Origin of the sequence: Actinokineospora terrae (assembly GCF_900111175.1) — a bacterium.
GTDB classification, from domain to species: Bacteria; Actinomycetota; Actinomycetes; order Mycobacteriales; family Pseudonocardiaceae; genus Actinokineospora; species Actinokineospora terrae.
Genome location: NZ_FOGI01000008.1, coordinates 287,395 through 313,200 on the forward strand (window position 1 = coordinate 287,395; position 25,806 = coordinate 313,200).

Consider the following 25,806-nt stretch of genomic DNA (forward strand, 5'->3'; position numbering starts at 1 on the left):
CGGGATCCCCAGCCGCACGAGGAGAGCACCATGCGGCCGCACACCAGAACCCTCGGCGCCGTCGCCGTGCTGCTCGCGACCCTGCCGATGACCGCGGCGGCCCACCAGGCCGCCCTCGTCACCCACTCCCCCCACGGCAGCGCCCGCCCCACCCCGCCACCGGCCCTGACCCCCGCCGAGCCGCTGCACTGCCCGCTACTGGACTGAGTCTCCACCGATCCACCACGGGCGGGGTCGTAGCCGCGGGCCGGTCCCCCCGACCCGCGGCTACCCACAACCCGCTTCGCCCCCGCTCCGGCACCCCAGATTCACCCGGTTCAGGGACAGAAGTTATCCACATCTGGATCTTGTCGGGGCTGGTTTCAAGATCGCCTGTCGGGGGGTGCCGATAGACTGGCACTGGGACGCCCCCCGGAGAGGGTGGGGGCTGGGGCAGGACTGGCGTGCGCGCGCGAAGCGGTTGCGGTGGGGCTAAGGCGCTTGGGCGGCGCAAGAAGGCTTGCGCGGTGCGGGAGCAGGTGGGAGTCCCGTAAGGCCCTCGTGGCCAGCCAACGAGGTGCTCGCGGAGAGGCCAGTGGCTCGGGGCTCGACAACAAGTGCTCGCGGGGCCCAGGGCTAGCCAGGCGCTCGCGCGGCCCCCAGGCCCGCTGGGTGCTCGCGGGACTCGAGGGCCGGAACTCGGACGCTCGTGGGGCTCGGGGGTGAGCCCAGCAGAACGCCGGGGGTCAAGCCCGGAGGGCGGCGGCGAACCACTCGAAGGCGGGGACGCGGGGTTCGGATGGGGTGGAGCCGTTGAGGATTGCCAGGAGTTGCCAGTAGCGCTCGACTCGGCGGTCGCTGAAGGTCTCTATGGTGTCGGCCAGGCGGGTTCGGTCCTCAGTGGACAGGTTGGGTGCGATTCTGGCGAGGATCTCCTGTCCCTGCGGGGAAGTCGGGTCGATGCCTGCCGCTTCGGCGGGGCCTGCGTGGTCGACCACCAGGGCTGGGTCGTGTGGGACGGGTGGGGCGCCCGCGGCGCCGGTGATCGCCATCTGGCGGACGCGGTGGTGGAAGTCCTCGTCGGCGACCAGGCCCGCGAGTTCGACCCAGGCGTCGACCTGGGTGTCGGTGGGGTCGTCGGGCAGGTCGACGCGGCGCATGGCGGTGGCGATGCCCGCCCCGGGCGCGTTCTCGTCGACCCCGGCGAAGGTGCGGTCGACGAACTCGTCGACCACGCGCTGGCGTTCCGCCGCGGACAGCCTGGCCATCTCGTGCATCAGTCTCATCTCCTCTGTTGTGCTTCCCCGTCTGGCGACCGAGCGCAGGACCGCCCGCCGCACCCGCAACGCCCTGATCTCGACGTCGATGGCCCGCGCGTGCGCCGCCGCCACATCGGCGACGGTGACCTGCCGGTGCAGCACGGCGCGCACCGTCTCCAGGTCCAGCCCCAGCTCCCGCAGCGTCCGCACCAGGTCCAGCCGCGCCACCGCCTCGGCGTCGTAGAGCCGGTACCCGCCGTACGACCTGGTCGTGGGCGGCACCACCCCGCTGTCGGACCAGAACCGGATCGTCCGAACCGACAACCCCGTGCGCGCGGCCAACTGCCCGATGGTGAACAACTCGCCCGGATCGCCCATGACAGAAGCGTCCACCTTCCACCCACTGGAGACTCAACCCGATTCTCCCGGCAGCACGCGAGAATCGGCAGACTGGCGGTGGGGAGAACAACGGCAGAGGAGCGACGAAGGATGTCCGGCGCACAGCTGTACGAAGTCATCGGAGTCGCGTACCCAGCCACGCGCCGCACCGAGCCGCGGATTGCCGCGCAGGTCTGGGCAGCGCTAGGGGACGCGCGCACCGTCCTGAACGTCGGAGCGGGAACCGGTTCCTACGAACCTCCCGACCGCCAAGTCACCGCGGTGGAACCCTCAGCGGTCATGCGCGCGCAGCGACCGGCAGGCACCGCCCCGTGTGTGGCCGCGTCCGCCGAGAACCTCCCGTTCGCGGACCAGTCCTTCGACGCGGCGATGGCGATCAGCACCGTGCACCACTGGCGGGACCCGATCGCCGGTGTGCACGAGATGCGGCGGGTCGCGAAGCGAGTGGTGGTGTTCACCCACGACGACAGCGACGCGGGCTGGCTGCAGCGGTTCTGGCTCACCCGCGACTACCTGCCCGAGGTCGCGAACCTGGTCAAGGAAAGGCCATCCGTGCACGCTCTGGCCGACGCGTTCGGGGCCAGGATGGAGCCGGTGCTGATCCCGTGGGACTGCGCGGACGGCTTCTTCGAGGCGCACTGGCGCAGACCGCAGGCGTACCTGGAGGACCACGTGCGCCGCGCGGTGTCGGTGTGGACGACGGTGGGCCCGGAAGCCGAACAGCGGGCCGTGGACAACCTCCGCGATGACCTCACCTCCGGCCGGTGGGCCGAACGCAACCGCGAGCTCATCGACCTTGACGCGGCGGAGCTCGGTCTACGCCTGCTGGTGGCCTAGACGACGCGAGCGGCCTAGAGGACGCAGGTGCCCTAGAGGCGCGAGCGATCTAGAGGGCGCAGATGGCCTAGAGGACGCGGGTGGCGTGGGCGACGATGCCGCCGTAGCGGACCGGGGAGATGCGGACCACGGACCCGGAGTACGGCGCCTCGACCATCTGCCCGTCGCCGATGTAGAGCGCCACGTGGTGGATCCGGCCGTCGGTGGACCAGAAGAGCATGTCGCCGGGGGCCATCTGGGACAGCGGGATCTGGCGGCCCGCGGTGGCCTGGTAGCCGCTGTAGTGCGGGAGCGGGACGCCGACGCCGGCGAACGCGAAGATCATCAGGCCGGAGCAGTCGAACCCGACCTTCGCGAAGTCGCCGTAGGAGTCGGCCACCCCGCCGTCGCGGATGCCGCGGGTCGGGCCCTTGCTGTTGCCACCGCCCCAGGCGTACTCGACGCCGAGTTGGGAGAGTGCGCGTTCGATCACCGTGCGCGCACGGCCCGCCGAGGGAGCAGCCGCCGTGGGACGGCCCGCCGCGGCCTGGCGGGCGTTCTCCTCGTCCTCGCGCTGCTTGGCCGCCAGCCAGCGCTGGTAACGCTCCCGCTGGCTCTCCAACCCCCCGACCTCGGCCTGCGCGGCCTCCAGCTGGCGCTCGAACGAGGTGCGGTCCGCCAACAGCTGTTGAGACCTGGCGAGCTGGTCCTGCTGGGCCCGCTGGGCTTCCGCGGTGGCCTGGTCGGCGACGCGCTTGGCGTCCTCGGCCTCGGTCTGTCGCCGGTTGGCGACGTTCAGTGCCGCCCGCGCGCGCGAGTCGGCGTTCGCCTTCTGCGTGCGGGCGCGTTCCATGGTGTTCAACGCGTCCAGCTCGCTGCCGCTGACGGCGTTGAGCAGGTGCGCGCGGTCCAACAGGTCCTTGGGGCTCTTGGCGCCCAGGTACGCGGTGAGCGATCCGATGGTGTTGCCCTGCTTGTAACTGCCTGCGGCGAAGTCGTCCAACTGCTTGCGCGCGTCGCCGACCGCCTTGTCCGCGCCCGCGGACTCGCGGCGGGCGGCGTCGGCGTCGGAGCGGGCGGCGGCCGCGGCGTCCTCGGCGGCGTGCAGGTCGACCAGGGCCTTGTTGGCGTCCTCCAGCTTCGCCTCGACCTCGGCCTGCAACCGCATGAGCTGCGACTCGGCCTCGGCGAGCTGGTTGGTCAGCCGACCGACCTGGCCCGCCTTCTCCTTGGCCGCGGCGCGGCTGGTGTCGAGTTCGCTGTCGCTGGGGTTGGGTGGCGGCGGGGGGACCGCGGCGGCGACCGCGGTCGAGGTCATCGCCGAGACCAGCGCGACCGAGGTGACCACCAGACCGAGCGGGAGCGTCCGTCGTACGGCCACCGCTGCCTCCTCCCTGCGCAGGGGCGGTTCGCCCCGCCCAGCTGACCTCGACTGTGCCACTTGGGACACTCGCCAACCAGCCGTACCAGCAGAAACATCGTGCTCGGGGACATCACCGCGGCCGGTATTCGACGCAGCGTGTAGCTCGTCCGTCGAAAGAGGACGGTCGCGCCCACTCGAACGAGGGCGATGTAACCCGACCGGGGACGGGAGTGCGAGCATGGTGCCGTGTCCGAACGGAACTCCCGCGTGCTCGCGACCGCGCTGCCCGCCGCCACCACGGCGGTCGGGCTGCTGGCCGTTGCCGTCGGGGTGTTCCTGCCGTGGTTCCGCTCGGGGTCGGTGCTGCGCGACAGCTTCCAGGCCGTCGGCGTCATCAGCACGCTCGGTTTCCTCGACGGGACCGCGCTCGAGGTGCTGCTCTACGCCTGGTACGGGGTCGTCCCGGCGATCACGCTGAGCATCGTGCTGTACGCGCTGGGCATGCGCGCGACGGCCGCAACGATCGGGGCGTTCCTGGCGATAGTCACTGGAACCGTTTCGGGTGGGGCGACCGTCGAAAGCAGTGGCGGTGACAGCCCGCTCGGCATCGCGGCAGCCGGACCGACGACCACGCTCATCGGCTCGGCGCTCGCCGTGCTCGGCGCGGTCTGGATCGTGGTGAACGGGCGCAGAGGCGCCAGCAGGATCGCAGGAGGGGAACCGTGACCTATCCACCCGGAGGCGGCGGCCAGTGGCAGCCGAACGACCCGTACCAACAACAGGGGGGTCCGGGTAGCGGCGGTTTTCCCGCGCAACCCCAGCCAGGCTTCCCGCAGACCGGGCCGCAGCCCGCGCAGGGCGGCTTCCCCCAGGGGGGCTTCCCGCAGGGCGGGTTCCCGCAGACCGGTCCGCAGCAGGCGCAGCCGGGCTACCAGTTCCCGCAGCAGCCCTACGGCGGCGGGCAGTACGGCTACCCGGTGCCGCCGGAGGCGCCGAAGAAGCGCAAGGGCCTGGTCATCGGCGTCGTCGTCGCGATGCTCGCGGTGGCCGCGGGCGCGGGTGTGACGGTGTGGGCGCTCAACCGGGGCAGCACGCAGGCGGGCGCCGAGAGCCCCACCGCGGCGGCGACGAACCTGGTCAACGCCATCGGCAAGGGTGACGTCCTCGGCCTGCTGACCGGGCTCGCCCCGGCCGAGCGGGACCTGATGACGACGCTGAACTCGGAGACCACCAAGGAGCTCAAGCGGCTCGAGGTCTACAAGGCCGACGTCGACCCGAACCAGATCAACGGCTTCGAGCTCAAGACCGAGAACCTGAAGTTCGACGAGTCCGGCGCGGAGAAGGTCAACGACCACCTGACCATCACCAAGCTGGTCGGCGGCAAGGTCACCATCTCCTCCGACGCGAGCAAGCTGCCGCTGACCGAGGAGTTCATCGACCTGGCGTTCCCGCGCGGCATGACCGACGCCCCGCAGACGCAGACCTACGACGTGGCCGACCTGGTCAAGGAGAACAAGGGCGAGCCGATCCGGATCGCCACCGTCAAGGTCGACGACGAGTGGTACCCGAGCCTGTTCTACACCGTCGCCGACTACGCCCTGGCCAGCGAGAAGCTGGAGTGGCCGAAGAAGTCGATCGCCGCGCGCGGTGCCTCCTCGCCCGGTGACGCGGTGCGCGAGCTGGCGCAGGCGTCGGTGAACGCGGACCTGTCGCGGGTCATCGAGCTGCTGCCGCCCGACGAGATGGCCGTGCTGCACGACGTGGGCCCGGTGCTGGTCGAGGCCGCGGGCAAGCAGAAGCCCGCCGACGTGAAGATCCTCAAGCTGGAGACCGAGACCCAGGACGTCGAGGACGCCACCAAGGTCCTGCTCAAGGAGCTCGAGGTCGAGGCGGACGGCCAGACGGTCAAGGTCACCAAGGACGGCGAGTGCTACGCCGCCGAGGTGCAGGGCGAGCGCGAGCAGATCTGCGCCGACGACCTGGCGGCCAAGATCGGCGGCCGGTCGATGTCGGCCGACGCCAAGCAGGCGCTGACCAACCTGGTCAAGGGCATGATCGCCAACACCGGCGTGGTCACCACCGAGGTCGACGGCAAGTGGTACGTGAGCCCGATCCGCTCGGTCACCGACCTGCAGATCACCGCGCTCAAGAGCCTGCAGCCCGAGGACATCAAGGCGCTGCTGAAGATGGCCAAGTAGCCCACCAGCGCGTTCGCCGCGACGGCCCGTTCCCGATCCCACGGGGGCGGGCCGTCGCGCGTCCCCGGCGTGGGTGCTGGATCACAGGCATCTCCGGGCCCCGACCCGGCGCGCCCCCTTGAGCGCTATACAGGACAAGCGTACTGTTTAAAGGGTGAGGCCGTCGCCGCGCTCCTCCCGGGGGTGCGCGAGACTCACCGACGAGTAACCCGGACTGACTTTGCGCCGCCACTGGAGTTGGACGTGACCACACCGAGTAAGGACAGCTTCGGCGCCCGCGCCACGCTGAAGGTCGGGGACGCCTCGTACGAGGTGTTCCGGCTGGACGCGGTGGAGGGTGCCGAGCGCCTGCCGTACAGCCTGAAGATCCTGCTGGAGAACCTGCTGCGCACCGAGGACGGTGCGAACATCACCGCCGAGCACGTGCGCGCCCTGGCCTCCTGGGATCCCGCGGCCGAGCCGTCGACGGAGATCCAGTTCACCCCCGGCCGCGTCGTGATGCAGGACTTCACCGGCGTGCCCTGCGTGGTCGACCTGGCCACCATGCGCGAGGCCGTCACCCAGCTCGGCGGGGACCCGGACAAGGTCAACCCGCTGGCCCCGGCCGAGCTGGTCATCGACCACTCGGTGATCGCCGACATCTTCGGCCGCCCGGACGCCTTCGAGCGCAACGTCGACCTGGAGTACGAGCGCAACAAGGAGCGCTACCAGTTCCTGCGCTGGGGCCAGAGCGCGTTCGACGAGTTCAAGGTCGTCCCGCCGGGCACCGGCATCGTGCACCAGGTCAACATCGAGCACCTCGCGCGCGTGGTGATGGTCCGCAACGGGCAGGCCTACCCGGACACCCTGGTCGGCACCGACTCGCACACCACCATGGTCAACGGCCTCGGCGTGCTCGGCTGGGGCGTCGGCGGCATCGAGGCCGAGGCCGCGATGCTGGGCCAGCCGGTGTCGATGCTGATCCCGCGCGTGGTCGGCTTCAAGCTGCACGGCGAGCTGCCCGCGGGCGCCACCGCGACCGACCTGGTGCTGACCATCACCGAGATGCTGCGCAAGCAGGGCGTGGTCGGCAAGTTCGTCGAGTTCTACGGCTCCGGCGTGACCGCGGTCCCGCTGGCCAACCGGGCCACCATCGGCAACATGAGCCCGGAGTTCGGCTCGACCGCGGCGATCTTCCCGATCGACGCCGAGACCATCGAGTACCTGCGCTTCACCGGGCGCTCCGAGGAGCAGGTGGCGCTGGTCGAGGCCTACGCCAAGGAGCAGGGCCTCTGGCACGACCCGTCGGTCGAGCCGGTCTTCTCCGAGACCCTTGAGCTGGACCTGGCCACCGTGGTGCCCTCCATCGCGGGCCCCAAGCGGCCGCAGGACCGCATCGAGCTCACCGACGCCAAGAGCGCCTTCCGGGCCGCCCTGGGCAGCTACACCACCGACGTGGCGACCTCCGCGGTCGACGAGGCGGGCGAGGAGTCCTTCCCGGCCAGCGACGCCCCGGCGGTCAGCGCGGGCAACGGGTCGGGCGAGCCGTTCGACTACCACTCGGCCGCGCGCGGCGCGAAGGGTCGGGCCAGCAAGCCGACCAAGGTGACCCTCGACGGCGTCGAGTTCGAGCTCGACCACGGCGCGGTGGCGATCGCGGCCATCACCTCGTGCACCAACACCTCGAACCCGTCGGTGATGATCGGCGCGGCGCTGCTGGCGAAGAAGGCCGTCGAGCGCGGCCTCTCGCGCAAGCCGTGGGTGAAGACCACGCTGGCGCCGGGGTCCAAGGTCGTCATGGACTACTACGACCGCGCGGGCCTGACCCCGTACCTGGACAAGCTGGGCTTCAACCTGGTCGGCTACGGCTGCACCACCTGCATCGGCAACTCCGGTCCGCTGCAGGACGAGATCTCCGCGGGCGTGCAGTCCGCCGACCTGGCCGTGGTGTCGGTGCTCTCGGGCAACCGGAACTTCGAGGGCCGGATCAACCCGGACATCAAGATGAACTACCTGGCCTCGCCGCCGCTGGTGGTGGCGTACGCGCTGGCCGGGTCGATGGACATCGACATCACCACCGAGCCGCTGGGCACGGGCTCGGACGGTCAGCCGGTGTACCTCGACGACATCTGGCCGTCGCCGCAGGAGGTGGCCGAGGTGATCGCCTCCGCGCTGTCCGCGGAGAGCTTCGCGAGCAGCTACGCCGACGTGTTCGCGGGCGACGAGCGGTGGCGGTCGCTGCCCACGCCGACCGGCAACGTGTTCGAGTGGGACCCGAAGTCCACCTACGTGCGCAAGCCCCCGTACTTCGAGGGCATGGAGATGACCCCGGCGCCGGTCACCAACATCCGGGGCGCCCGCGTCCTGGCGCTGCTGGGCGACTCGGTCACCACCGACCACATCTCCCCCGCGGGCGCCATCAAGCAGGACACCCCGGCGGGCAAGTACCTCACCGAGCACGGCGTGGAGCGCAAGGACTTCAACTCCTACGGCTCCCGCCGCGGCAACCACGAGGTGATGATCCGCGGCACCTTCGCCAACATCCGGCTGCGCAACCTGCTGCTGGCGGGCGAGAACGACGGCCAGGGCGTGCAGGGCGGCTACACCCGCGACTTCACCAGGGGCGGCGAGCAGGCGTTCATCTACGACGCCGCGCAGAACTACGCCGCCGAGGACACCCCGCTGGTCGTGCTCGCGGGCAAGGAGTACGGCTCGGGCTCCTCGCGCGACTGGGCGGCCAAGGGCACCTCGCTGCTGGGCGTGCGCGTGGTCATCGCCGAGTCGTTCGAGCGCATCCACCGCTCGAACCTGATCGGCATGGGCGTGCTGCCGCTGCAGTTCCCCGAGGGCGAGACCGCCGAGTCCCTGGGCCTCGACGGCACGGAGCTGTTCCTCGTCACCGGCGTCACCGACCTCAACGAGGGCAAGGTCCCCCGCACGGTCCGCGTCTCCGCCGCCCGCGACGGCAGCAGCACCACCGTCGACTTCGACGCCGTCGTCCGCATCGACACCCCGGGTGAGGCTGACTACTACCGCAACGGCGGCATCATGCAGTACGTGCTGCGCAAGATGGTCACCAGCTGACCTGTTCGTGCTCTCCCCGGCGGGGGTCGCCTTCTGGCGGCCCCCGCCGCCTTTTCCCCGGCGGTCTTGTGTGGACGGTCGCAGCACGCGGGCGCGACGACGTGGGTCGGATTCCTGCCACCACCGAAGAAACCCGCGGCCCACTCGTTCGCGGCGAGGATGATAGGACCCTTGCCTTCGCCGAGTTCGACGCGAGGCGAACCAACGGATCGCGTGGTCGCGCCGTCCATCCGGGAGCCTTCTCCGCGACCGCGCACCGCCCCGTGAGTTCCCCAACTCGGGGTGAGAGTGGTCATACGGAGGTTCGCCCGATCCGACCCTAAGTGACATCACGCTGTGTCAGGATGGTGTTGGGGGAACGAGGGATTGGGGGATCCTTTGAGAAACAGGAAATTCCGCCTGGGAACCGCCATCGTCGGCACCGTCGGACACGGTGACCTGGTGGCGGGTAGGGAATGCACTGGGGATGACCGGGAGTGGTTCTGCGCCACACCGGTGGTTAAGGGGGTATCGGCACTCTAGCGCGTGATCACGGGATCCCAGGTGGTTGCCCACCTGGGATCCTGTGCGTGCGGGGAGTGGGGTGCCGGGTGTGCGGGTCTCGGCTTCGCTGGGGACGGGGGGTCGGCTCGCCTTCGGCATTGCGGGGGGATGAACGGCTCGCCTGCGGCATTGCGTTGGGGCGCGAGTTTTGAGCTTTGCTCGATGGGGCGAACTCGTTTTGTGCGGGGCCCCTACGGAACCCGTGGCAGGACCGCAAAGCAGGGGCCGAAAAGCATGGCCCTGTCCGCGAACGACGCTACGGGCACCGTCCCCCCACACAAAACAAGTCCGCCCCATCGAGCAGGGTTGGCACCAGCGACTCCGAGGAGCGCTTGTCGGCCAACGTTGCAGAGGGGCGCGTGGCTGGCCAACGTTGTTTGAGGGCGCGTGGTTGGCCAACGTCTGTGAGGGCCGGGTGGGGGCCAAGCCCGAGAGGGGCGTGTGGGGGCCAACGTTCGTCAGGGCAGGGTGGTTGGCCAACGTCGTTCGTGGGTGCGTGGTTGGCCAACGATCGTGAAGGCCGGGTGGAGACCACCGTCGCCGGGTCTTCACGCGGCTCGGGTCGGCGGGGGCGAGTCGGCGATCGTTCGCGCTGGCCGGAGGCAGGCCAGCCGTGGCACCCGCAAGCTCATCGGCTGGCAGGTCCACTCAGGCGGCGCTCGGAACAGGCACTTGTCCACAACCCCGGCAACCATCCACAGACCCCAGCCGAGCCCTATTGACAGATCAGCCATCGCGATAGGTTCAGAGATGGGCCCCCGGGCCCCGGGAGGGTGGGCCCCCGGAGCGGAGTTGATCTTGGTCGGGGAGCTGGCCCGGGGGGTTGCGGGGGGGGTGAGAGGGCAAACGACCGTGTGAGTGGTGGTCGTGAGGGGTGGGTGCGGGCCAGCGTCGCAGAGTCCCGGGGGTGGGACTCTGCGACGGGAGGGGGAACTCAGTCGGCGCGGGCTAGGGTTAGGGCGAATCTGTTGGCTTCGTCGGTCCACCAGTGTTCTAGGGTGAAGCCTGCGGCGGCCAGTTCGGTGGCTACCTTTTCTTGGCGGAACTTGGCCGAGATCTCGGTGCGGATGTCCTCGCCCTTGGTGAACTCCACCTTCAGGTCCAGGTCGGTGATGGTGGCCTGGAGAGCGCGTTTGGCGCGCAGCCGCATCTCGATCCACTCGTGGTCGGGGTCCCAGCGGGCGATGTGGTCGAAGTCGGCGGGGTCGAAGTCGGCGCCCAGTTCCCTGTTGAGCACGTGCAGGACGTTGCGGTTGAACTCGGCGGTCACGCCTTCCGCGTCGTCGTAGGCGCGGACCAGGGTGTGTTCTTCCTTGACCAGGTCGGTGCCCAGCAGCAGCCACTCCCCCGGCTTGAGCACGGCGCGGACGGCGGTGAGGAAGTCGGCGCGTTCGGTGGGCAGGAAGTTGCCGATGGTGCCGCCGAGGAAGGCGACCAGGCGGGTCGGTTGGCCGGGCAGCAGGCCGAGGTGTTCGGTGAAGTCGCCGACCACGCCGCTGACCTGGACGCCGCCGTACTCGGCCGCCAGGGCCGCGGCGGCGTCGCGCAGGGCGGTCGCCGAGACGTCGAGGGCGACGATGTGGGTGAGGGTGCCCGCGGAGCGCAGCGCGTCGAGCAGCAGCCTGGTCTTCTCCGAGGAGCCGGACCCGAGTTCGACGAGGGTCTGCGCGCCGGTGACCGCCGCGATCTCGTCGGCGCGGGCGGCCAGGATCTCCCGCTCGGCCCTGGTCGGGTAGTACTCGGGCAGCCGGGTGATCCGCTCGAACAGGTCGCTGCCCCTGGCGTCGTAGAACCACTTGGGCGGCAGGGTCTTCGGGGTGGCGGTCAGCCCCTCGCGGGCGTCGGTCGCCAGGGCCCTGGCGGCGTGGTCGTCGGGCAGGTGCACTTCCACGGGATCAAGCCGGGAGTCGGTCATCTGCTTCCTTGTCTGCACTGCCGAGCGCGCGCACGCGGACGGCGGGAGTGGGGGTCAGGGTGGCCGTTACCAAGCAGCGGTCGCCGATCGGCGTCCACAGCGGGTCCTGCGCCCACGGTTCGGACGCCAGCACGACGAAATCGGGGCCGGTCAGCGCGGACAGCGAGTGCCACCAGGTGGTGGCCGCGATGCTCGCGCCATCGGTGATCATGAGGTTGAGCCGGGAGTCGGGGGCGGCCTCGGCGACGGCGGTGACGACACCCGCCAGCGCGTCGGCCATCGCCGCGCCCGCCCGCAGTTCGCGCCGCACCAGCGCCCACAGCACCGCGCTGTCGGTGGGCGCGTCGAGGGTCATCAGCTCGACCGGCGACAGCGTGCCCGCGAGCCCGGCGAGGCTGTCCGGCCAGCCGGTGACCCGGCCGTTGTGGCTGAACAGCCAGGGTCCGTCGGTGAACGGGGCGCACGCGGTGTCCACGACCGGCATGCCGATGGTGGCCGAGCGGGCCGCCGCGAGCACCGCGTGGCTGCGGGTGGCGGCCGCGACCTGGGTGAACGCCTGGTCGGTCCACATCGGAACGGCCCGCCGGTAGCGCACGGGCTCGCCGCCGGTGTCGGTGTACCAGCCGACGCCGAAGCCGTCGACGTTGACGGTGCCCCCGCCGCGCATGTCGGCGGGGGCCCAGGTCTGGCGCAACAACCCGGTCGGCCCGTCGAGCAGACCGGCGATGGGCACGGCGGGACCGAGGTAACCCAGGTGGCGGCACATGCGACTAGCTGGTCGGGGTGGCGTCGCGGGCGCAGCGGAAGCCGGAGAAGATCTGCCGCCGGATCGGGTGGTCCCAGTTGCGGAAGGTGCCGCGCACGGCGGCGGAGTCGGTGCCGAACGACCCGCCGCGCAGCATCTTGTAGTCGCCGCCGAAGAACACCTCGGAGTACTCGCGGTACGGGAACGCCGCGAACCCGGGGTAGGGCTGGAAGTCCGAATCGAGCCACTCCCAGACGTCGCCGATGAGCTGGCGCACCCCCAACGCCGAGGCGCCCTTCGGGTACGAGCCGACCGGGGCCGGTCGCAGGTGGCGCTGACCGAGGTTGGCGTGCTCGACGCCCGGGTCGTCGTCTCCCCACGGGTAGCGGCGGGAGCGGCCGGTTGCCGGGTCGTACCGGGCGGCCTTCTCCCACTCCGGTTCGGTGGGCAGTCGCTTACCGGCCCACTTCGCGTACGCGGCGGCCTCGTGGAAGCACACGTGCACGACAGGCTCGTCTACCGGGACCTGTTCCACCACACCGAAGCGCGTGCGCAGCCACCGGTCGCCGTCGCGTTGCCAGAAACGGGGCGCGGTCAACTTCGCCTTCTGCCGGTAGGCCCACCCGACCTCGCTCCACCACTGCGGGTTGTCGTACCCGCCCGCGTCGATGAAGGCGAGGTAGTCACCGTTGCTGACCGGGACGGTGTCGATGAAGTACGCGTCCACGTGGGTCTGGAACGCGGGCCGTTCGTTGTCCAGCGCCCACGGCTCGGTGGAGGTGCCCATGGTGAACTCCCCCGCCGGGACGAACACCTCGCGCGCCCCGATCGGCGCGACCAGCGCCGGGTCCGGGTCGGGCGCGTGCAGCACCGGGGCACCGACCCGCAGCTGGTGGGTGGCCAGCATCGTCTCGTCGTGCTGCTGCTCGTGCTGCACGATCATGCCGAAGGCGAACCCGCCGTCGACCAGCCGGTTGCCGTGCAGCGGGACCCGGTCGAGCACGTCGAAGACCTTGTCGCGGACCTGGGCGACGTAGGCGCGGGCCTCGACCGGCGATAAGAGCGGCAGCTCGGTCCTACTGGCGCGCGAGTGTTGGAACGCGTCGTAGAGCTCGTCGATGTCGGAGCGGACCGGCTCGCGGCCGCCCACGTCGCGCACCAGCCACAGCTCTTCCTGGTTGCCGATGTGGGCGAGGTCCCACACCAGCGGCGACATCAGCCTGGAGTGCTGCCGGACGAGGTCGTCGTCGTCGACCGCGTCGGTGAGCAGGGTGCTGCGGGCCCGGGAGCGCAGCAGCGCCTCGGCGACCCGCTCCCTGGCGCGCTCCACCTCGGTGGCGGTCGCCGCGGGGAGCCGGTTGGTCTGGTCGGTGCTGGTCACGACTTCCTCCCGTTCGTCGCATCCGGTCTGTCCACTGCCGAACCCGGCGAGCTCGTGTCCAACGACTCCCGCAGCGCCACCAGCCGGTCGGTGGCGGTCGCGGCGTGCGCGGCGGGCAGGTCGAGCGCCGGGACCCCGGGGATGCCCAGGTCGAGCACCCGGCGCGCGGCCAGCCGCAGGTCGGGGTCGGTGACGCCGAGCCTGGCGGCGTCGAGCCACCGGTCGGCGACCGGCGCGCACGCCTCGACCACGGCGTCCACCGTGGCCCGGTCCCGGGTGAGCGCCACCAGCAGCGCCGCGGGGGCGATCCAGTCGTCGCCGTCCTGGGCGTCGAGGTAGCGGATCTCCAGGTAGCCGTGCGGTCGGACCGGCGGGAACAGCGTGGACATGTGGTAGTCGAGGTCGTCGACGGTGGGCCGGTGCTCGAGCGCGCCGTCGACCCAGTCGGCGAAGCTGACCCCCTCCGGGGCGTCCCACTGCCCGTCCGGCCTGCGCACGCACAGCAGCGGCGCGTCGAGGACGTAGTCGGCCCAGGCCCGGGCCGGGTCGTCGGTGATCGGCACCGGTCGGGACCGGCGCGGGTCGACGCCGAGCACGTGCAGCGTCCGCGCCGACGCCCAGCCGGTCGGTTCGCCCGCCAGGTCGGGCGAGTTGGCGAACAGTCCGATCAGGACCGGGCCCAGTGAGCTGATGGCCGCCCACCTGGCCGGGGCGTCGGCAGGCAGGCCGACATCGATGCAGACCTGCAGGCCAGCGCTGGCGCACATCATGGTGATGCCGTGGTCGCCGATCGGGGCGAAGGCGCGTTCCATGGCGGCGTAGCGCGGGGTGTCCAGGACGCGGCGCGGGGAGCGGTGGGCGTCGAGACCGCGGCGTCCGAGCACGAGACCGGCGCGGTCGAGGAGATCGGCGAGGTAGCGGTGGTCGGCCGTGACGGCGTCGACCACGGTGCCGAGGGCGGGGGCCGGGAGCGAGGAGATCTCGACCTGGCCGCCTGGCTCGAGGGTGAGCGGGGACCCGGAGGGCAGCGGGAGCCAGGGGCTGCCGGGGCTGAGCGTGGTGGGGGCGTGCTGGCCGAGCGCGGCGGCTAGGTGGACGGGGTCGAGTCGCCGCCGAGGGTCGTCGCGGTGGTGCACGACCCACTCCAGCTCGACGCCCAGCAGACAGGGCGGACCGTGTTTGAAGCAGACCGAGGCGACGTAGGCCTCGGCCTCCACTCTGGCCCGCAACCGACTGCGCTCAGGCGCGTCGGTCTCGCGCGAAGCGGACAAAGGTGATCACTCCTTTCCTTCCCGCTGTGCCGGGAATCGACGCTACACGCGGGCACCGACAGCCGCACGAACCCGCTGGGCCGATCGGGTAACCGCCGGTGGGCGTGATGTGCGCCGCGTACCCAAAACGTACGTACGGATTGCTTCGACGGGCCCCGGCTGACACGATCGTCGGGTGCCCAGGGTGAGCCAGGACCATCTCGACGCGCGACGGCGCCAGATCCTCGACGGGGCCCGTTCGTGTTTCGCCCGCCACGGGTACGAGGGGGCCACCGTCCGCAGGTTGGAAGAGGCTACCGGACTGTCCCGAGGAGCCATCTTCCACCATTTCCGCGACAAGGAGTCCCTTTTCCTCGCCCTCGCCGAGGACGACGTGCTCAGGATGACCGAGGTCGTGGCCGCCCAGGGCCTGGTGCAGGTGATGCGCGAACTGCTCTCGTCCACCCCCTCGGCCAACGGCGAGGCGCTCAACCCGGCCGACTGGCTCGGCACGAGGCTAGAGGTGTCGCGGCGGCTGCGCACGGACCCGGAGTTCCGGTCCCGCTGGGCGGAACGCTCCGAGCAGCTGACCGTCGCGACCCGGGAACGCCTGCTGCGCCAGCGCGAGGCGGGCAACCTGCGCGACGACATCGACGTCGAGGTGCTGACCGCGTTCCTGGAACTGGTGCTGGAGGGCCTGGTGTCCCACCTGGCCATGGGCCTGCCCGCCGACGACATGGACCCGGTGCTCGACCTGGTCGAGGAAACCGTTCGACGGCACCGGCGCGCCACCTAGACCATCCCAGGGTGACTCTCCCCCACGTGACCACGGACACCGTGGCGACGCCCCGACTCCGCGCGTACGTGGCCGCCGCGTCGTTGGCCAGGGTCGCGGACGAGATGGTCGCGGTCGCGGTGGTCCTCTTGGTGTTGGACCGGACCAGCAGCCCGGCGTTGGCCGGGGCCACGGTGACCGCGCACACCCTGCCCTCCATTGTGTCCGGTCCCGTCCTCGGCGCCTGGCTCGACCGTGTCCCCTACCGGCGGGCGGTGCTGAGCGCGGGCGGCGTTCTGTTGGCGCTGACCTGCGCGGGTTTGGTGCTCACCGTGGGCAGGGTTCCCGTGGTGCCGTTCGTGCTCGCGGCGCTCACCGGGCTGGCGTTGCCGTTGACCAGTGGCGGTTACTCCAGCCTGGTCCCCAAGTTGGTCCCGGCGGAACGGTTGCCCAGGGCTAACGCGCTGGACGCGGCTACCTTCAACATCGGCGCGATCGCCGGTCCGGCGCTGGCCGGGACGGTGGCGGCGGTAGCGAATCCGGCGGCGGCGGTGTGGCTGATCGCGGTGTTGGCGCTGTCTGGCTCTGTGTGCACGTTGTTTCTACCGCCGGTGACGGGTGTATCCGATGACCACCACACCTCACTGCTGCGGACAGTCCGAGCGGGACTGACCCACCTGGTCCATACCCCTGCGCTGCGCGGAGCGACGCTCACGACCGTCATTGGCTACGGGTCGGTTGGTGTGCTCGCGACAGCGCTACCGCTGCGGATGCAGGAGTTGGGCCAAGACCGCGCGGCCGCAGGTTACGTGTGGACCGCGATGGAGATCGGGTGTCTCGTTGCCGTGGTTGTTCTCGGTAGGTTCATCGCCGGTCCACATCCGCAGGTGACGGTAGTCGTCAGCACGGCCGCGTTCGGCGCCCTGATGTTGTGCTGGCCGATCGTGGACAGTGTCACCTGGACGCTCGCCTTCGCCGTCGCCGCAGGCCTGGCGGAAGGGCTGGCGCTGCCCGCGATCATGGCGACCCGGCAGCGGCACACCCCGAGCGCGCTGCTGGCGCAGGTGTCCACCACGGGCGCCAGCCTCAAGATCGGCACCTTCTCGCTCGGCGCCGCGGCGGGCGGGTGGCTGGTGCCCGCGGCCGGTCCGGCGACGGCGATCACCGTCACGGCGGGCCTGCAACTGCTCGCGGCCGCGCTGGGCGTGCTCGCCGGGGTGCGTCGGGCGCGACCGGCGGGAGTTTGCTGAACTGGGACCCATGCAGCCGCACGTCGCACATGACCGGGCCAGGGACGTGTTCGACCGGGCCGTCCACCAGGTCGAGGACTGGTCCGCGCCGACCCCCTGCGCCGACTGGTCGACCAAGGACCTGGTGAACCACCTGGTGTCCGAGCAGCTCTGGGTGCCGCACCTGGTGTCCGGCGAGACCATCGAGCAGGTCGGCGACCGCTACGACGGTGACCTGCTCGGCGAGGACCCGGTCGCGGCGTGGACCGCGGCGTCCGCCGCTTCCCGCCAGGCGTGGGACGGGGTGCCGGACGACCGGGAAGTCCACCTGGGCAGCGGACCCGCGCCCGCGCTGGAGTACCGCCGGCAGATGATCCTCGACCTGGCCGTGCACGGCTGGGACCTGGCGACCGCCACCGGGCACGTCGCGCTGATCGGCGACGACCTCGCCTCGGCGCTGCTCGCGGAGTTCACCGACCAGGTCGACCAGTGGCGCGACGCGGGCATCTTCGGCGCGCCGGTGCCGGTCCCCGACACCGCGGACCCGCCCACCCGGCTGGTCGCGCTGCTCGGTCGGGACCCCGGGTGGCACCCGTCGGGCTGATCGCCGCGTGTCGCACGCGACTCCACCCGCGCGTTCGGGGGTCGGATCGCTCTACACTGGGCCGGTTCGTCAGAACAGACCCGAGGAGTGCGGCTTCCCGTGCGCAAGGCGCAGAAGAAGAGGCCGGGCCGCAGTAGCGGGCCGGGAGAGAGTCCCGGCGGCCATATCGGCCCGGATCCCGAGCGGGGTGCTCGGTGACCGGTTTCCTGCTCAGCGCCCTCGGCCTGCTGGCGGTCTGCGCGCTGACCGCGGGCACGGCGCTGTTCGTCGCGGCCGAGTTCTCCCTGACCACGCTCGAGCGCAGCCAGGTCGACCACCACGCCGAGCACGTCGGTGACCGGCGCGCGCTGGCCATCAAGCGCGCGCACCGGTCGCTGTCGTTCCAGCTGTCGGCCGCGCAGCTGGGCATCACCATCACCACCCTGATCACCGGCTACATCGCCGAACCGGCGCTGGCCGCGCTGGTCGAGCCGCTGCTGGCGCTGACCGGGATGGGCGAGACCGCGGTCGACGCCGTGGGGCTGGTGATCGCGCTGCTGGTTGCCACGTCGCTATCGATGGTGTTCGGCGAGCTGGTGCCCAAGAACCTGGCCATCGCCCGGCCGCTGCCCACCGCGCGGGCGGTCGCGGGCGCCCAGGCGGTGTTCGCCTCCGTGTTCCGCTGGCTGATCAACGCGCTCAACGGGTCGGCCAACTGGATCGTGCGCGGCATGGGCGTCGAGCCTCAGGAGGAGCTGCGCTCGGCCAGGTCCCCGCAGGAGCTGGGTGGTCTGGTCCGCTCCAGCGCGGCGGCTGGCGCGATCGACACCGGCACCGCGACGCTGCTGAGCCGCTCGCTGCGCTTCGGCGACCGCACCGCCGACGAGCTGATGACGCCGCGGGTGCGGGTGCAGGCCCTGCGCTCCGACGCGACCGTGGTCGACCTGATCGACCTGGCCCGCAGCAGCGGGTTCTCCCGGTTCCCGGTGCACGGCGGCGACCTCGACGACGTGCACGGCGTCGTGCACGTCAAGCAGGTGTTCGGCGTGCCGCGCGAGCAGCGCGCGGGCACCAGGGTCGCCACGCTGGCGCGGCCGGTGCCGACCGTGCCGGAGACCCTCGGCGGCGACGTGCTGCTCGACCGGCTGCGCGGCTCGGGGTTGCAGGTGGCGCTGGTGGTCGACGAGTACGGCGGCACGGCCGGGCTGGTCACCCTGGAGGACCTGATCGAGGAGATCGTCGGCGACGTGCGCGACGAGCACGACCGGGGCGAGGTGAACCCGGTGCGCCCGCTCGGCCGCGACAGCTGGCTGGTGTCCGGGCTGCTGCGCGACCACGAGCTGGCGGAGGCGACCGGGTTCCGGATGCCCGACGGCGAGTACGAGACGGTCGCCGGGCTGGTACTGGCGAACCTGGGCCGCATCCCCGAGGTCAACGACGAGATCCGGGTCGACGGCTGGCGGATCACGGTGCTGCGGATGGACCGGCACCGGGTCGCCGAGCTGCGCGTGGCGCGGCTGCCGGGGGTGAGCACGTGAGCGACGTGCTGGCCCTGGGCGCCACCGCGCTGCTGCTGCTGGGCAACGCGTTCTTCGTCGGCGCCGAGTTCGCGATCATCACCGCGCGCCGGGACCGGCTGGAGGCGCTGGCCAGGGAGGGCGACACGCGGGCGGCGCTGGCGGTCGAGGCGGGCAGGCAGCTGCCGTTGCTGATCGCGGGGGCGCAGCTGGGGGTGACGGTGTGCTCGCTGGGGTTGGGCGCGCTCGCCGAACCCGCCATCGCGCACCTGCTGGAGGGCCCGTTCGGCGCGCTCGGGCTGCCGGAGGCGGTCGTGCACGGGGTGGCGTTCGCGTTGGCGCTCGGCGTCGTGGTCACACTGCACACGGTGCTCGGCGAGATGGTCCCCAAGAACCTGGCCATCGCCGGGCCGGAGCGGGCCGCGACCACGCTGGTTCCGGTGCACCTGGCGTTCTGCAAGCTGGTCCGGCCGCTGCTGGGCATGTTCACCCGGATCTCCACCGCGGTGCTGCGCCGGTTCGGGGTCGAGCCGCGCGAGGAGCTGGAGAACTCCTACACCTCCGACGAGCTGGCCACCCTGATCGCCGAGTCCCGCCGCGAGGGCCTGCTCGACGACTCCGAGCACCGGCGGCTGACCAACACGCTGTCCTCGGCCGGGCGCACGGTCGCCGAGGTGCTGGTACCGCTGGAGAAGCTCAAGACGGTGCCGCACCCGCCCACGGTCGGCGCGGTGGCCGACGCGGTCGCCGAGACGGGCTTCTCCCGCTTCCCGGTCCGCATGCCCGATGGCACCCTCAACGGCTACGTCCACGTCAAGGACGTCCTGGACCAGGTCGACTCCGACCCGGCGACCAGGGTGGCCTGGTCCAGGGTGCGCGGCCTGCCGGAACTGCCAGCCGACTCCCGGCTCGACGAGGCGCTCGCCGCGCTGCGGCGCACCCAGAGCCACCTGGCCAAGGCCGTGTCGGCCGACCGCGAGGTGCTGGGCGTGGTGGCGCTGGAGGACCTGGTGGAGGAGTACGTTGGCACGGTGCGCGACGGGACACACATCGGTGACACCACCTGAGACCGTGCTGCCCGAGCCGACCTGGCACGACCTGCGCGACGCCCACGTGGCCCGAGCCCGCCGCTGGACCGACCCGCACCAGGAACGCAGGCAGCGCAAGGAGAAGCACCCGGTCCTGGACTTCCTGTTCACCTACTACTCGCACCGCCCGGCCCACCTCGAACGCTGGCACCCCGGCCCCGGAGTCGTGCTGGAAGGCGCTTCGGCCGAGGAGTACCTGCGCTGGTCCGCCTACCGCTCGACACCGGACGGCGTGACCCTCGGCCCACTCTCCCCCGGCCGCGTGGCCACCGCCTCGTTCATCCTGGACCTGTTGTCCGCCACAGCATCCCGCCCACCACGCCTGGGCTGCTTCGGCCTGCACGAGTGGGCCATGGTGTACCGAACCCCCGACATCCGCCACGCCGCCTGGCCATTGCGCCTGGGACCCTCGGGAACCGACGAGGTGGTGGAATCCTCGACCATCAAGTGCAGCCACTTCGACGCTTTCCGCTTCTTCACCCCACCAGCCCGGCCTTTGAACACACTGGAGCCGAGCCGGGAGGGACAGGTGGCGCTGGAGCAGCCGGGGTGCTTGCACGCGAACATGGACCTGTTCAAGTGGGCTTACAAGCTGGACCCGCATACGCCGTCGTCGCTGGTGATGGACTGCTTCGAGTTGGCGGTCGATGTGCGGACGCTGGATATGCGCGCTAGCCCTTATGACTTGTCCGCGCTGGGGTATGAGCCGGTGCGGATCGAGACGGAGCGGGGGCGGGCGGAGTATGTGCGGGCGCAGTCGGCTTTTGCCGAACGGGCGGGGGTGTTGCGGGCTCGGTTGATTGGATTGTGCGGGGGGTTGTTGAGTGCGGTTGGCGGTGGAGGCGCTTCGGGTGATGGCACTTCGGGGTGATGGCTCGGGGTTGATCTTGTGGGTTGTCCACAGGGGGTTGGCTTGCTCTGACCGGTTTGTCGGTGCTGCTCGGTAGGCTGTGAGGGTTATTCAGGCCTGACGGTAGAACTGTAGGCCGAGTACGGCGGTGATGGTTGTGGCGAAGGTGGTGAAGGGTCTCCGGTAGTCGGTGTGGAGTATGCGCCAGGTTGTGAGGTTGGCGATGGCGTGTTCGACACGGACGCGGATCGCGTTGTGTTCGTAGTTGAAGTTGCGCTCCCATCTCGTCAACTCGCGGCGGGCGGGTTCGCGGATCGGGGTGAGGATCCCCATGCCGACATAGGCCTTGTCGCCCATCCAATGGGATACGTCTTTGTCGAGGACGCCCGACTCGGTCAGGCAACGAGTGTCATGCCAATTGCCGGGTAACGGGTCCGATACCCATGCCAACCGGCCGTCGAGTGTGCAGGCGACCTGGACGTTGAGTCCGGTCGTGCGGTGTTTGCCCGAGTACAGGGTCTTCTCCCGCGACACCCAGGACCAGCACGGCAACAACGTACCGTCCACGATGTAGCTCGACCGGGAGTCCAGTTCGTCGGCGGTGGGCACGCACTCGGAGAGCAACCCGGCCAACACCGGTGTCACCGCGGTGATCGCCCGACTGATCGTCGACTGCGACACCCCGAACGTCTCAGCCAACTCCACCTGGACCCGGTTCCGCCGCAGATACGTCAACGTCACCACCACCGAGGTGAACAACCCCAGACTCGGCGGCCATCGCCGATCCGCATTGACTGTTCCCTGGTGAATGGCCGCGCAGAGATCGGTCACCTGATCCCGGCGAAGGCCGGTGGTATGATACATGTCGGCGGTCCGTTTGTGTGAGAGTTTTGGCGTGGTAACCGAATTCTCTCAAACGGGCCGCCGCCCTATGATCGGGGGTCATATAGGGCTCGACAGGCGATTCTCTGAATAACCCTCTGTATATCGGGGGCTGCTTTGGGCGGTTTGATCTTGAGCTGGGGGTAGGTGGCTCTCGGTCTCGCCTGCGGCGTCGACGGAACCGCCTCGCCTGCGGCATTGGCCCGGGCGCGAGTTTCGAGCTTTGCTCGATGGGGCGAACTTGTTTTGCGCGGGGCCCCGACAGCACCCGTGGCAGGACCGCAAAGCAGGGGCCGAAGAGCATGGCCCTGTCCGCGAACGACGCTACGGGCACTGCTCCCCCACACAAAACAAGTCCGCCCCATCGAGCCGGCTTGGCACCAGCGACTCCGAGGAGCGTGGTTCGGCCAACGTTGTTTGGGCTGTGTGGTCGGCCAACGATCGTGAGGGCCGGGTGGGGGCCAAGCCCGAGAGGGGCGTGTTGGGGCCAACGTTCGTCAGGGCAGGGTGATTGGCCACGGTGGGTGGTCTTGGTGTGGGGTAGCGGTGACTCGGTGGGTGGTCATAGTTGTCGGACTATGCGGGCGGGGTTGCCGGCGGCTAGTACTTGGTTTGGGAGGGTTTGGGTGACGACGCTTCCGGCGGCGATTACGGTGTTGTTGCCGACTTGGACTCCTGGGCAGACGATCGCTCCGGCGCCTAGCCAGGTGTTGTCGCCGATGGTGATGGGGAGTGGTTGTTCCCAGCCTTCTCGGCGGCGTTCGTGGTCGGCTACTGGGTGGGATGCGGTCAGGAGTTGCACTCGGGGGCCGATTCGCACGTCCGCGCCGAGGGTGATGCTGCCGTCGTCCATGAAGAGGGTGTCGGTGTTGACGAAGGTTCTTGGGCCGATGCGGATGAGGCTGCCGTAGCTGCACTGGAAGCGGGGTAGCACTACCGCGCCGGGGCCGAGTTCGGCGCACAGTCCTAAGAGGATCTCGCGGCGTTCATCGTCGTCGTCTGGGCCGGTGGCGTTGAAGCGGTCCAGTTGGCGCCAGCAGTGTTTGCGGTCTTCCACCAGGGCGGGCGAGTCGAGGTACCACTCGTTGTGGAGCATGCGGGTGCGGTGGTCATCCACTGGTCAGCACCGCGCGCATGCCCGCTACCGCCAGCTGGTCGGCGCGTTCGTTCTCGGGGTGGCCGTTGTGGCCCTTGACCCAGTGCCACTCCACGTCGTGGTGGGACACGGCTTCTTCCAGGCGTTGCCAGAGGTCGACGTTCTTGACCGGTTGGCGGGCGGCGGTCTTCCAGCCGTTGGCGCGCCATTGGGTCACCCACTTGGTGATGCCGTTGCGGACGTAGGTGCTGTCGGTGTAGAGCTTCACCGTGGAGCGGCGGGTGAGGGCCTCCAGGGCGGCGATGGGGGCCATCAGCTCCATGCGGTTGTTGGTGGTCTCCTCCGCCGAGCCGCCGGAGAGTTCGCGTTCGTGGGTGCCGTAGCGCAGCAGGGCGCCCCAGCCGCCGGGGCCGGGGTTGGGCGAGCAGGCGCCGTCGGTGTAGATCTCGACGATCACGGGGTCTCGCCGGTGATGTCGGCGACCAGCTGCTTGGCGGAGTCCTCGGTGAAGTTGCCGGAGATCTGCAGCGCGCCGCCGGTGATCGGGGAGGCGATCTTGGGGGCCGAGACCAGCTTGCCGTCGACCATGACCGCCAGCTGTTCGTCGACGTGCTCGGTGGTCCACTTCGCGAACACCGCCGACGTGGCCGGGGGCAGCTCGACGGTGATCACCCACCCGTAGTCGGCGTGCTCCGCGCGGACGGCCTTGAACTCGGTGAACTCGCCGATCGACGGGCCCAGCGTGTAGACCGACTCGTCCGGCCCGATCACCTCGTCCGGCCCGGACACCTCCAGCCCCGGCTTGACCGAGGTCACCGGCCGCAGCTCCACCGGCACGCGCGCCGCGAGGAGCCCACCGCCGGCGGCGGAAGCAGCGGTGGAGGGCGGGGCGGCCGGGGTCGCGTCGGAGCCGCACGCCGCCAGCGGGAGCACGGCGGCGAGGAGCAGGGCGAGGATCGGTTTCCGCATGGACTGGATCCTAGGGCCAGGTCCCGATCCGGCGCCGCCACTTGTCCACAGGGTCAGTCCCGGACGGTGACGGCCTGCCCGAGGGCACCCACCACGCCGCGGGCGTCCGGCAGCACGGTCAGGGTGCCACCGGTGGACGTGGCGAGGTCGCGCAGCGCGGCACGGTCCGGATCGCGACCGATGGCGATGACGTCGATCGGCACCGGCTTGTCCTTCTCCGACACGCGCCGGAGCGCGGCCTTGGCCTGGGACAACGACATCGCACCGTCAGCGCCACCATCGGTGACTACCACCAACTGGTTCCGGCGCCCGGGAACGTAACCCTGAACAGCAGAGCGGTATCCAGCCACGACGGACTCATAGAAGTCCGTGGCCCCGTTAGGCGTAAGACCGTCAATGGCCACATGTAGCGACGCCCGCCGGTTGGTGACAGGCCCTGTCGGTACCGCTACCGCGTAAGGCTTCCCCTTCTCCAGGGAGCGCGAAAACGGCCACAGGCCAAGGGAACCCGACACGGTGTAGTCCGTGTACCCCTTCAACGCGTCCTTGACCCAGTCGAGCCTGCTGCGCCCGTCACCGCCGTCGCCGCCCATGGTGCGCGAGACGTCCACCATGATCGTCACGATGCCGCCGCCCTCCACCGCGTTGGCCCACGTGGTGGCGATCCGCTGGGTGGTGTTGGGGTCCGACCTGGCGAACCCGGGCCCGACCTCGGCCCACGTCATGCCCATCGCCGCGGTCGGCCGGTCCGGGGCGTCCTTGCCGCGCAGGCCCGCGCGGGAGAACTCGCGCTGCTGCGCTGGTTCTTGCAGGAACGCGCGGAACCGGTCGGCCGCCTCGGTGCGCACCGGACCCACGTCGGGACCGGTCAGCGCCACGAACGGGAAGTCCGCCACCGGCGTCGGACCATCGGCGACGACCTCCCACAACGGGCGCTTGGCCGCGGGCCTGCCGTCGTCGCCCAGGTTGCGGCGGTACAGGTCCACCTCAAGCGTCGCCACCGCGCCGTACGGGGCGTCGGCCATGTCCGGACTCTCGCCCAACACGGCCAACGCCGCGCGTGTCGTGTCCGGCACCTCAGAGGGTTGCGCGCGCGCCAGAGCGGATAGCGCTGACGAGACCGGTTGCCGCGCCAGCGCGTTCTGAGTCACCGGGCTCTCTTGCGCTACCCCGACCAGAGCGCTCTGCACGGCAAGCGCGCTCGCCGGGTTGGTCAGCGGCGCGGGCAGCGCGACCGTCAGCCGACCCCAGTCCGCGTGCCCGAACCTGGTCCAGCCGTTGGTGTCCGAGGTCAGCGCGGTCAGTTCGGCCCAGCGGAACCGGGCCGCCCTGGTCAGCACCTCGGCCGCCGGTTCCGGGGTGGCCAGCACGACCGGGCTGCTGGCCACCGGTTCCGGCGCGGCGGCCAGCAGCGCGTCGTCGGTCGCGGCCAGCCGGTCGGTCCACAGCGACGACTCGGGCAGCCACGCGTCCGGGCGGTCGCCCAACTCGCGGGTGTTCCACTCGCCGGTCAGCCCGGCGTAGGCCGCGGCCGACTCGGCGGAGCTGATGTTGACCCGCACGCAGTGCTCGTCGACCACGGTGGGGCCGGAGTTCCACCGGTTGGCGGCCTCCCGCACCGGCCGCTCGGCGGACGGGGAGACCGCCACCCGGAGCACCTCGGCGCCCGCCGGGCAGCCCTGCTCGGTGGCGGCCGCCCGGTCCAGCCGGTCGCTGACCCACCCCCAGCCCGCCCAGCCCAGTACCAGCAGGGAGACCAGGCCGAGGACGATCACCCCCACGCTCACTCTTCTGCCGCTCACTTGCCCCCGATGCCGTGACATTGCGTCCTTTCCGCGCGACGGATGTGCCGGTCCGTGTCCGCGCCAGGCGCCCTGCACTCTATTAGGGGTTCGATATGCGTCAA

General features: G+C 70.7%; 22 protein-coding genes. 11 read left to right on the forward strand and 11 right to left on the reverse strand.

Annotated elements, in window-relative coordinates:
- The first annotated feature begins 30 nt into the window (after positions 1 to 30).
- On the forward strand, positions 31 to 207 hold the full coding sequence (locus tag BMY07_RS34420; protein ID WP_177215658.1) for a hypothetical protein: 177 nt from the start codon (positions 31 to 33) through the stop codon (positions 205 to 207).
- Positions 208 to 725: 518 nt separating this feature from the next.
- On the opposite strand, the gene BMY07_RS20095 is transcribed toward BMY07_RS34420, so the two are convergent.
- Complete coding sequence (locus tag BMY07_RS20095; RefSeq protein WP_092780634.1) at positions 726 to 1,616, reverse strand: MerR family transcriptional regulator; 891 nt, start codon at positions 1,614 to 1,616, stop codon at positions 726 to 728.
- 111 nt (positions 1,617 to 1,727) lie between these two features.
- Between BMY07_RS20095 and BMY07_RS20100 the strand changes: the two genes are divergently transcribed.
- Positions 1,728 to 2,474: a class I SAM-dependent methyltransferase gene (locus tag BMY07_RS20100; protein ID WP_218150693.1), complete on the forward strand. Its 747-nt coding sequence runs from the start codon at positions 1,728 to 1,730 to the stop codon at positions 2,472 to 2,474.
- A gap of 67 nt (positions 2,475 to 2,541) precedes the next feature.
- On the opposite strand, the gene BMY07_RS20105 is transcribed toward BMY07_RS20100, so the two are convergent.
- Positions 2,542 to 3,834 (reverse strand): NlpC/P60 family protein, encoded by a 1,293-nt coding sequence (locus BMY07_RS20105; RefSeq protein WP_425426331.1) that lies wholly within the window; start codon positions 3,832 to 3,834, stop codon positions 2,542 to 2,544.
- A gap of 228 nt (positions 3,835 to 4,062) precedes the next feature.
- Between BMY07_RS20105 and BMY07_RS20110 the strand changes: the two genes are divergently transcribed.
- From BMY07_RS20110 to BMY07_RS20120, 3 genes are all read left to right on the forward strand, one after another.
- Complete coding sequence (locus BMY07_RS20110; protein ID WP_092780637.1) at positions 4,063 to 4,542, forward strand: hypothetical protein; 480 nt, start codon at positions 4,063 to 4,065, stop codon at positions 4,540 to 4,542.
- Positions 4,539 to 6,014: a proline-rich domain-containing protein gene (locus tag BMY07_RS20115; RefSeq protein ID WP_177215659.1), complete on the forward strand. Its 1,476-nt coding sequence runs from the start codon at positions 4,539 to 4,541 to the stop codon at positions 6,012 to 6,014. Before BMY07_RS20110 ends, BMY07_RS20115 begins: the two co-directional genes overlap by 4 nt.
- A gap of 243 nt (positions 6,015 to 6,257) precedes the next feature.
- Positions 6,258 to 9,077, forward strand: a complete 2,820-nt coding sequence (locus tag BMY07_RS20120; protein WP_092780640.1) for an aconitate hydratase — start codon at positions 6,258 to 6,260, stop codon at positions 9,075 to 9,077.
- A gap of 1,477 nt (positions 9,078 to 10,554) precedes the next feature.
- Here BMY07_RS20120 and egtD read toward each other — a convergent pair.
- From egtD to egtA, 4 genes are read right to left on the reverse strand one after another with little or no spacing between them, the layout of a single operon-like run.
- Positions 10,555 to 11,535, reverse strand: coding sequence for an L-histidine N(alpha)-methyltransferase (egtD, locus tag BMY07_RS20125; RefSeq protein ID WP_092780643.1), 981 nt, complete (start codon positions 11,533 to 11,535; stop codon positions 10,555 to 10,557).
- Positions 11,516 to 12,301: an ergothioneine biosynthesis protein EgtC gene (gene egtC, locus BMY07_RS20130; RefSeq protein WP_092780646.1), complete on the reverse strand. Its 786-nt coding sequence runs from the start codon at positions 12,299 to 12,301 to the stop codon at positions 11,516 to 11,518. Before egtC ends, egtD begins: the two co-directional genes overlap by 20 nt.
- Positions 12,302 to 12,305: 4 nt before the next feature.
- Positions 12,306 to 13,661 carry an ergothioneine biosynthesis protein EgtB gene (gene egtB, locus BMY07_RS20135; protein WP_177215660.1) on the reverse strand — a complete coding sequence of 452 codons (1,356 nt, stop codon included), beginning with the start codon at positions 13,659 to 13,661 and terminating at the stop codon, positions 12,306 to 12,308.
- Positions 13,658 to 14,932 (reverse strand): ergothioneine biosynthesis glutamate--cysteine ligase EgtA, encoded by a 1,275-nt coding sequence (egtA, locus tag BMY07_RS20140; protein WP_342741547.1) that lies wholly within the window; start codon positions 14,930 to 14,932, stop codon positions 13,658 to 13,660. Before egtA ends, egtB begins: the two co-directional genes overlap by 4 nt.
- A gap of 175 nt (positions 14,933 to 15,107) precedes the next feature.
- Between egtA and BMY07_RS20145 the strand changes: the two genes are divergently transcribed.
- The 6 genes from BMY07_RS20145 (at position 15,108) to BMY07_RS20170 (ending at position 20,974) form a co-directional block, all read left to right on the forward strand.
- Entirely contained in the window at positions 15,108 to 15,707 is a 600-nt protein-coding gene (locus tag BMY07_RS20145) for a TetR/AcrR family transcriptional regulator (protein ID WP_092780650.1), read from the forward strand.
- Between the two features lie 26 nt (positions 15,708 to 15,733).
- The gene (locus tag BMY07_RS20150) at positions 15,734 to 16,936 is read left to right on the forward strand and encodes an MFS transporter (protein WP_092780652.1); all 1,203 of its coding nucleotides are present in this window, start codon (positions 15,734 to 15,736) and stop codon (positions 16,934 to 16,936) included.
- A gap of 10 nt (positions 16,937 to 16,946) precedes the next feature.
- Positions 16,947 to 17,519 (forward strand): TIGR03086 family metal-binding protein, encoded by a 573-nt coding sequence (locus BMY07_RS20155; RefSeq protein WP_092780654.1) that lies wholly within the window; start codon positions 16,947 to 16,949, stop codon positions 17,517 to 17,519.
- Positions 17,520 to 17,713: 194 nt separating this feature from the next.
- Positions 17,714 to 19,036 carry a hemolysin family protein gene (locus tag BMY07_RS20160; protein ID WP_092780656.1) on the forward strand — a complete coding sequence of 441 codons (1,323 nt, stop codon included), beginning with the start codon at positions 17,714 to 17,716 and terminating at the stop codon, positions 19,034 to 19,036.
- Positions 19,033 to 20,082: a hemolysin family protein gene (locus BMY07_RS20165; RefSeq protein ID WP_092780659.1), complete on the forward strand. Its 1,050-nt coding sequence runs from the start codon at positions 19,033 to 19,035 to the stop codon at positions 20,080 to 20,082. The genes BMY07_RS20160 and BMY07_RS20165 overlap by 4 nt, the downstream gene beginning before the upstream one ends.
- Positions 20,069 to 20,974 carry a 3-methyladenine DNA glycosylase gene (locus tag BMY07_RS20170; protein WP_092780662.1) on the forward strand — a complete coding sequence of 302 codons (906 nt, stop codon included), beginning with the start codon at positions 20,069 to 20,071 and terminating at the stop codon, positions 20,972 to 20,974. The genes BMY07_RS20165 and BMY07_RS20170 overlap by 14 nt, the downstream gene beginning before the upstream one ends.
- A 90-nt stretch (positions 20,975 to 21,064) precedes the next feature.
- Here BMY07_RS20170 and BMY07_RS20175 read toward each other — a convergent pair whose 3' ends face one another.
- From BMY07_RS20175 to BMY07_RS20195, 5 genes are all read right to left on the reverse strand, one after another.
- Positions 21,065 to 21,817 carry a transposase family protein gene (locus tag BMY07_RS20175; protein WP_177215661.1) on the reverse strand — a complete coding sequence of 251 codons (753 nt, stop codon included), beginning with the start codon at positions 21,815 to 21,817 and terminating at the stop codon, positions 21,065 to 21,067.
- A gap of 580 nt (positions 21,818 to 22,397) precedes the next feature.
- On the reverse strand, positions 22,398 to 22,931 hold the full coding sequence (locus BMY07_RS20180; protein ID WP_092781153.1) for a sugar O-acetyltransferase: 534 nt from the start codon (positions 22,929 to 22,931) through the stop codon (positions 22,398 to 22,400).
- Positions 22,932 to 22,944: 13 nt separating this feature from the next.
- Positions 22,945 to 23,388: a ribonuclease HI gene (gene rnhA, locus BMY07_RS20185; protein ID WP_092780669.1), complete on the reverse strand. Its 444-nt coding sequence runs from the start codon at positions 23,386 to 23,388 to the stop codon at positions 22,945 to 22,947.
- Complete coding sequence (locus BMY07_RS20190; RefSeq protein WP_092780672.1) at positions 23,385 to 23,900, reverse strand: SecDF P1 head subdomain-containing protein; 516 nt, start codon at positions 23,898 to 23,900, stop codon at positions 23,385 to 23,387. The genes rnhA and BMY07_RS20190 overlap by 4 nt, the downstream gene beginning before the upstream one ends.
- A 53-nt stretch (positions 23,901 to 23,953) precedes the next feature.
- A complete protein-coding gene (locus BMY07_RS20195) occupies positions 23,954 to 25,681 on the reverse strand; it encodes a vWA domain-containing protein (protein WP_177215662.1) in 1,728 nt (575 codons plus the stop codon).
- Positions 25,682 to 25,806 lie beyond the last annotated feature (125 nt).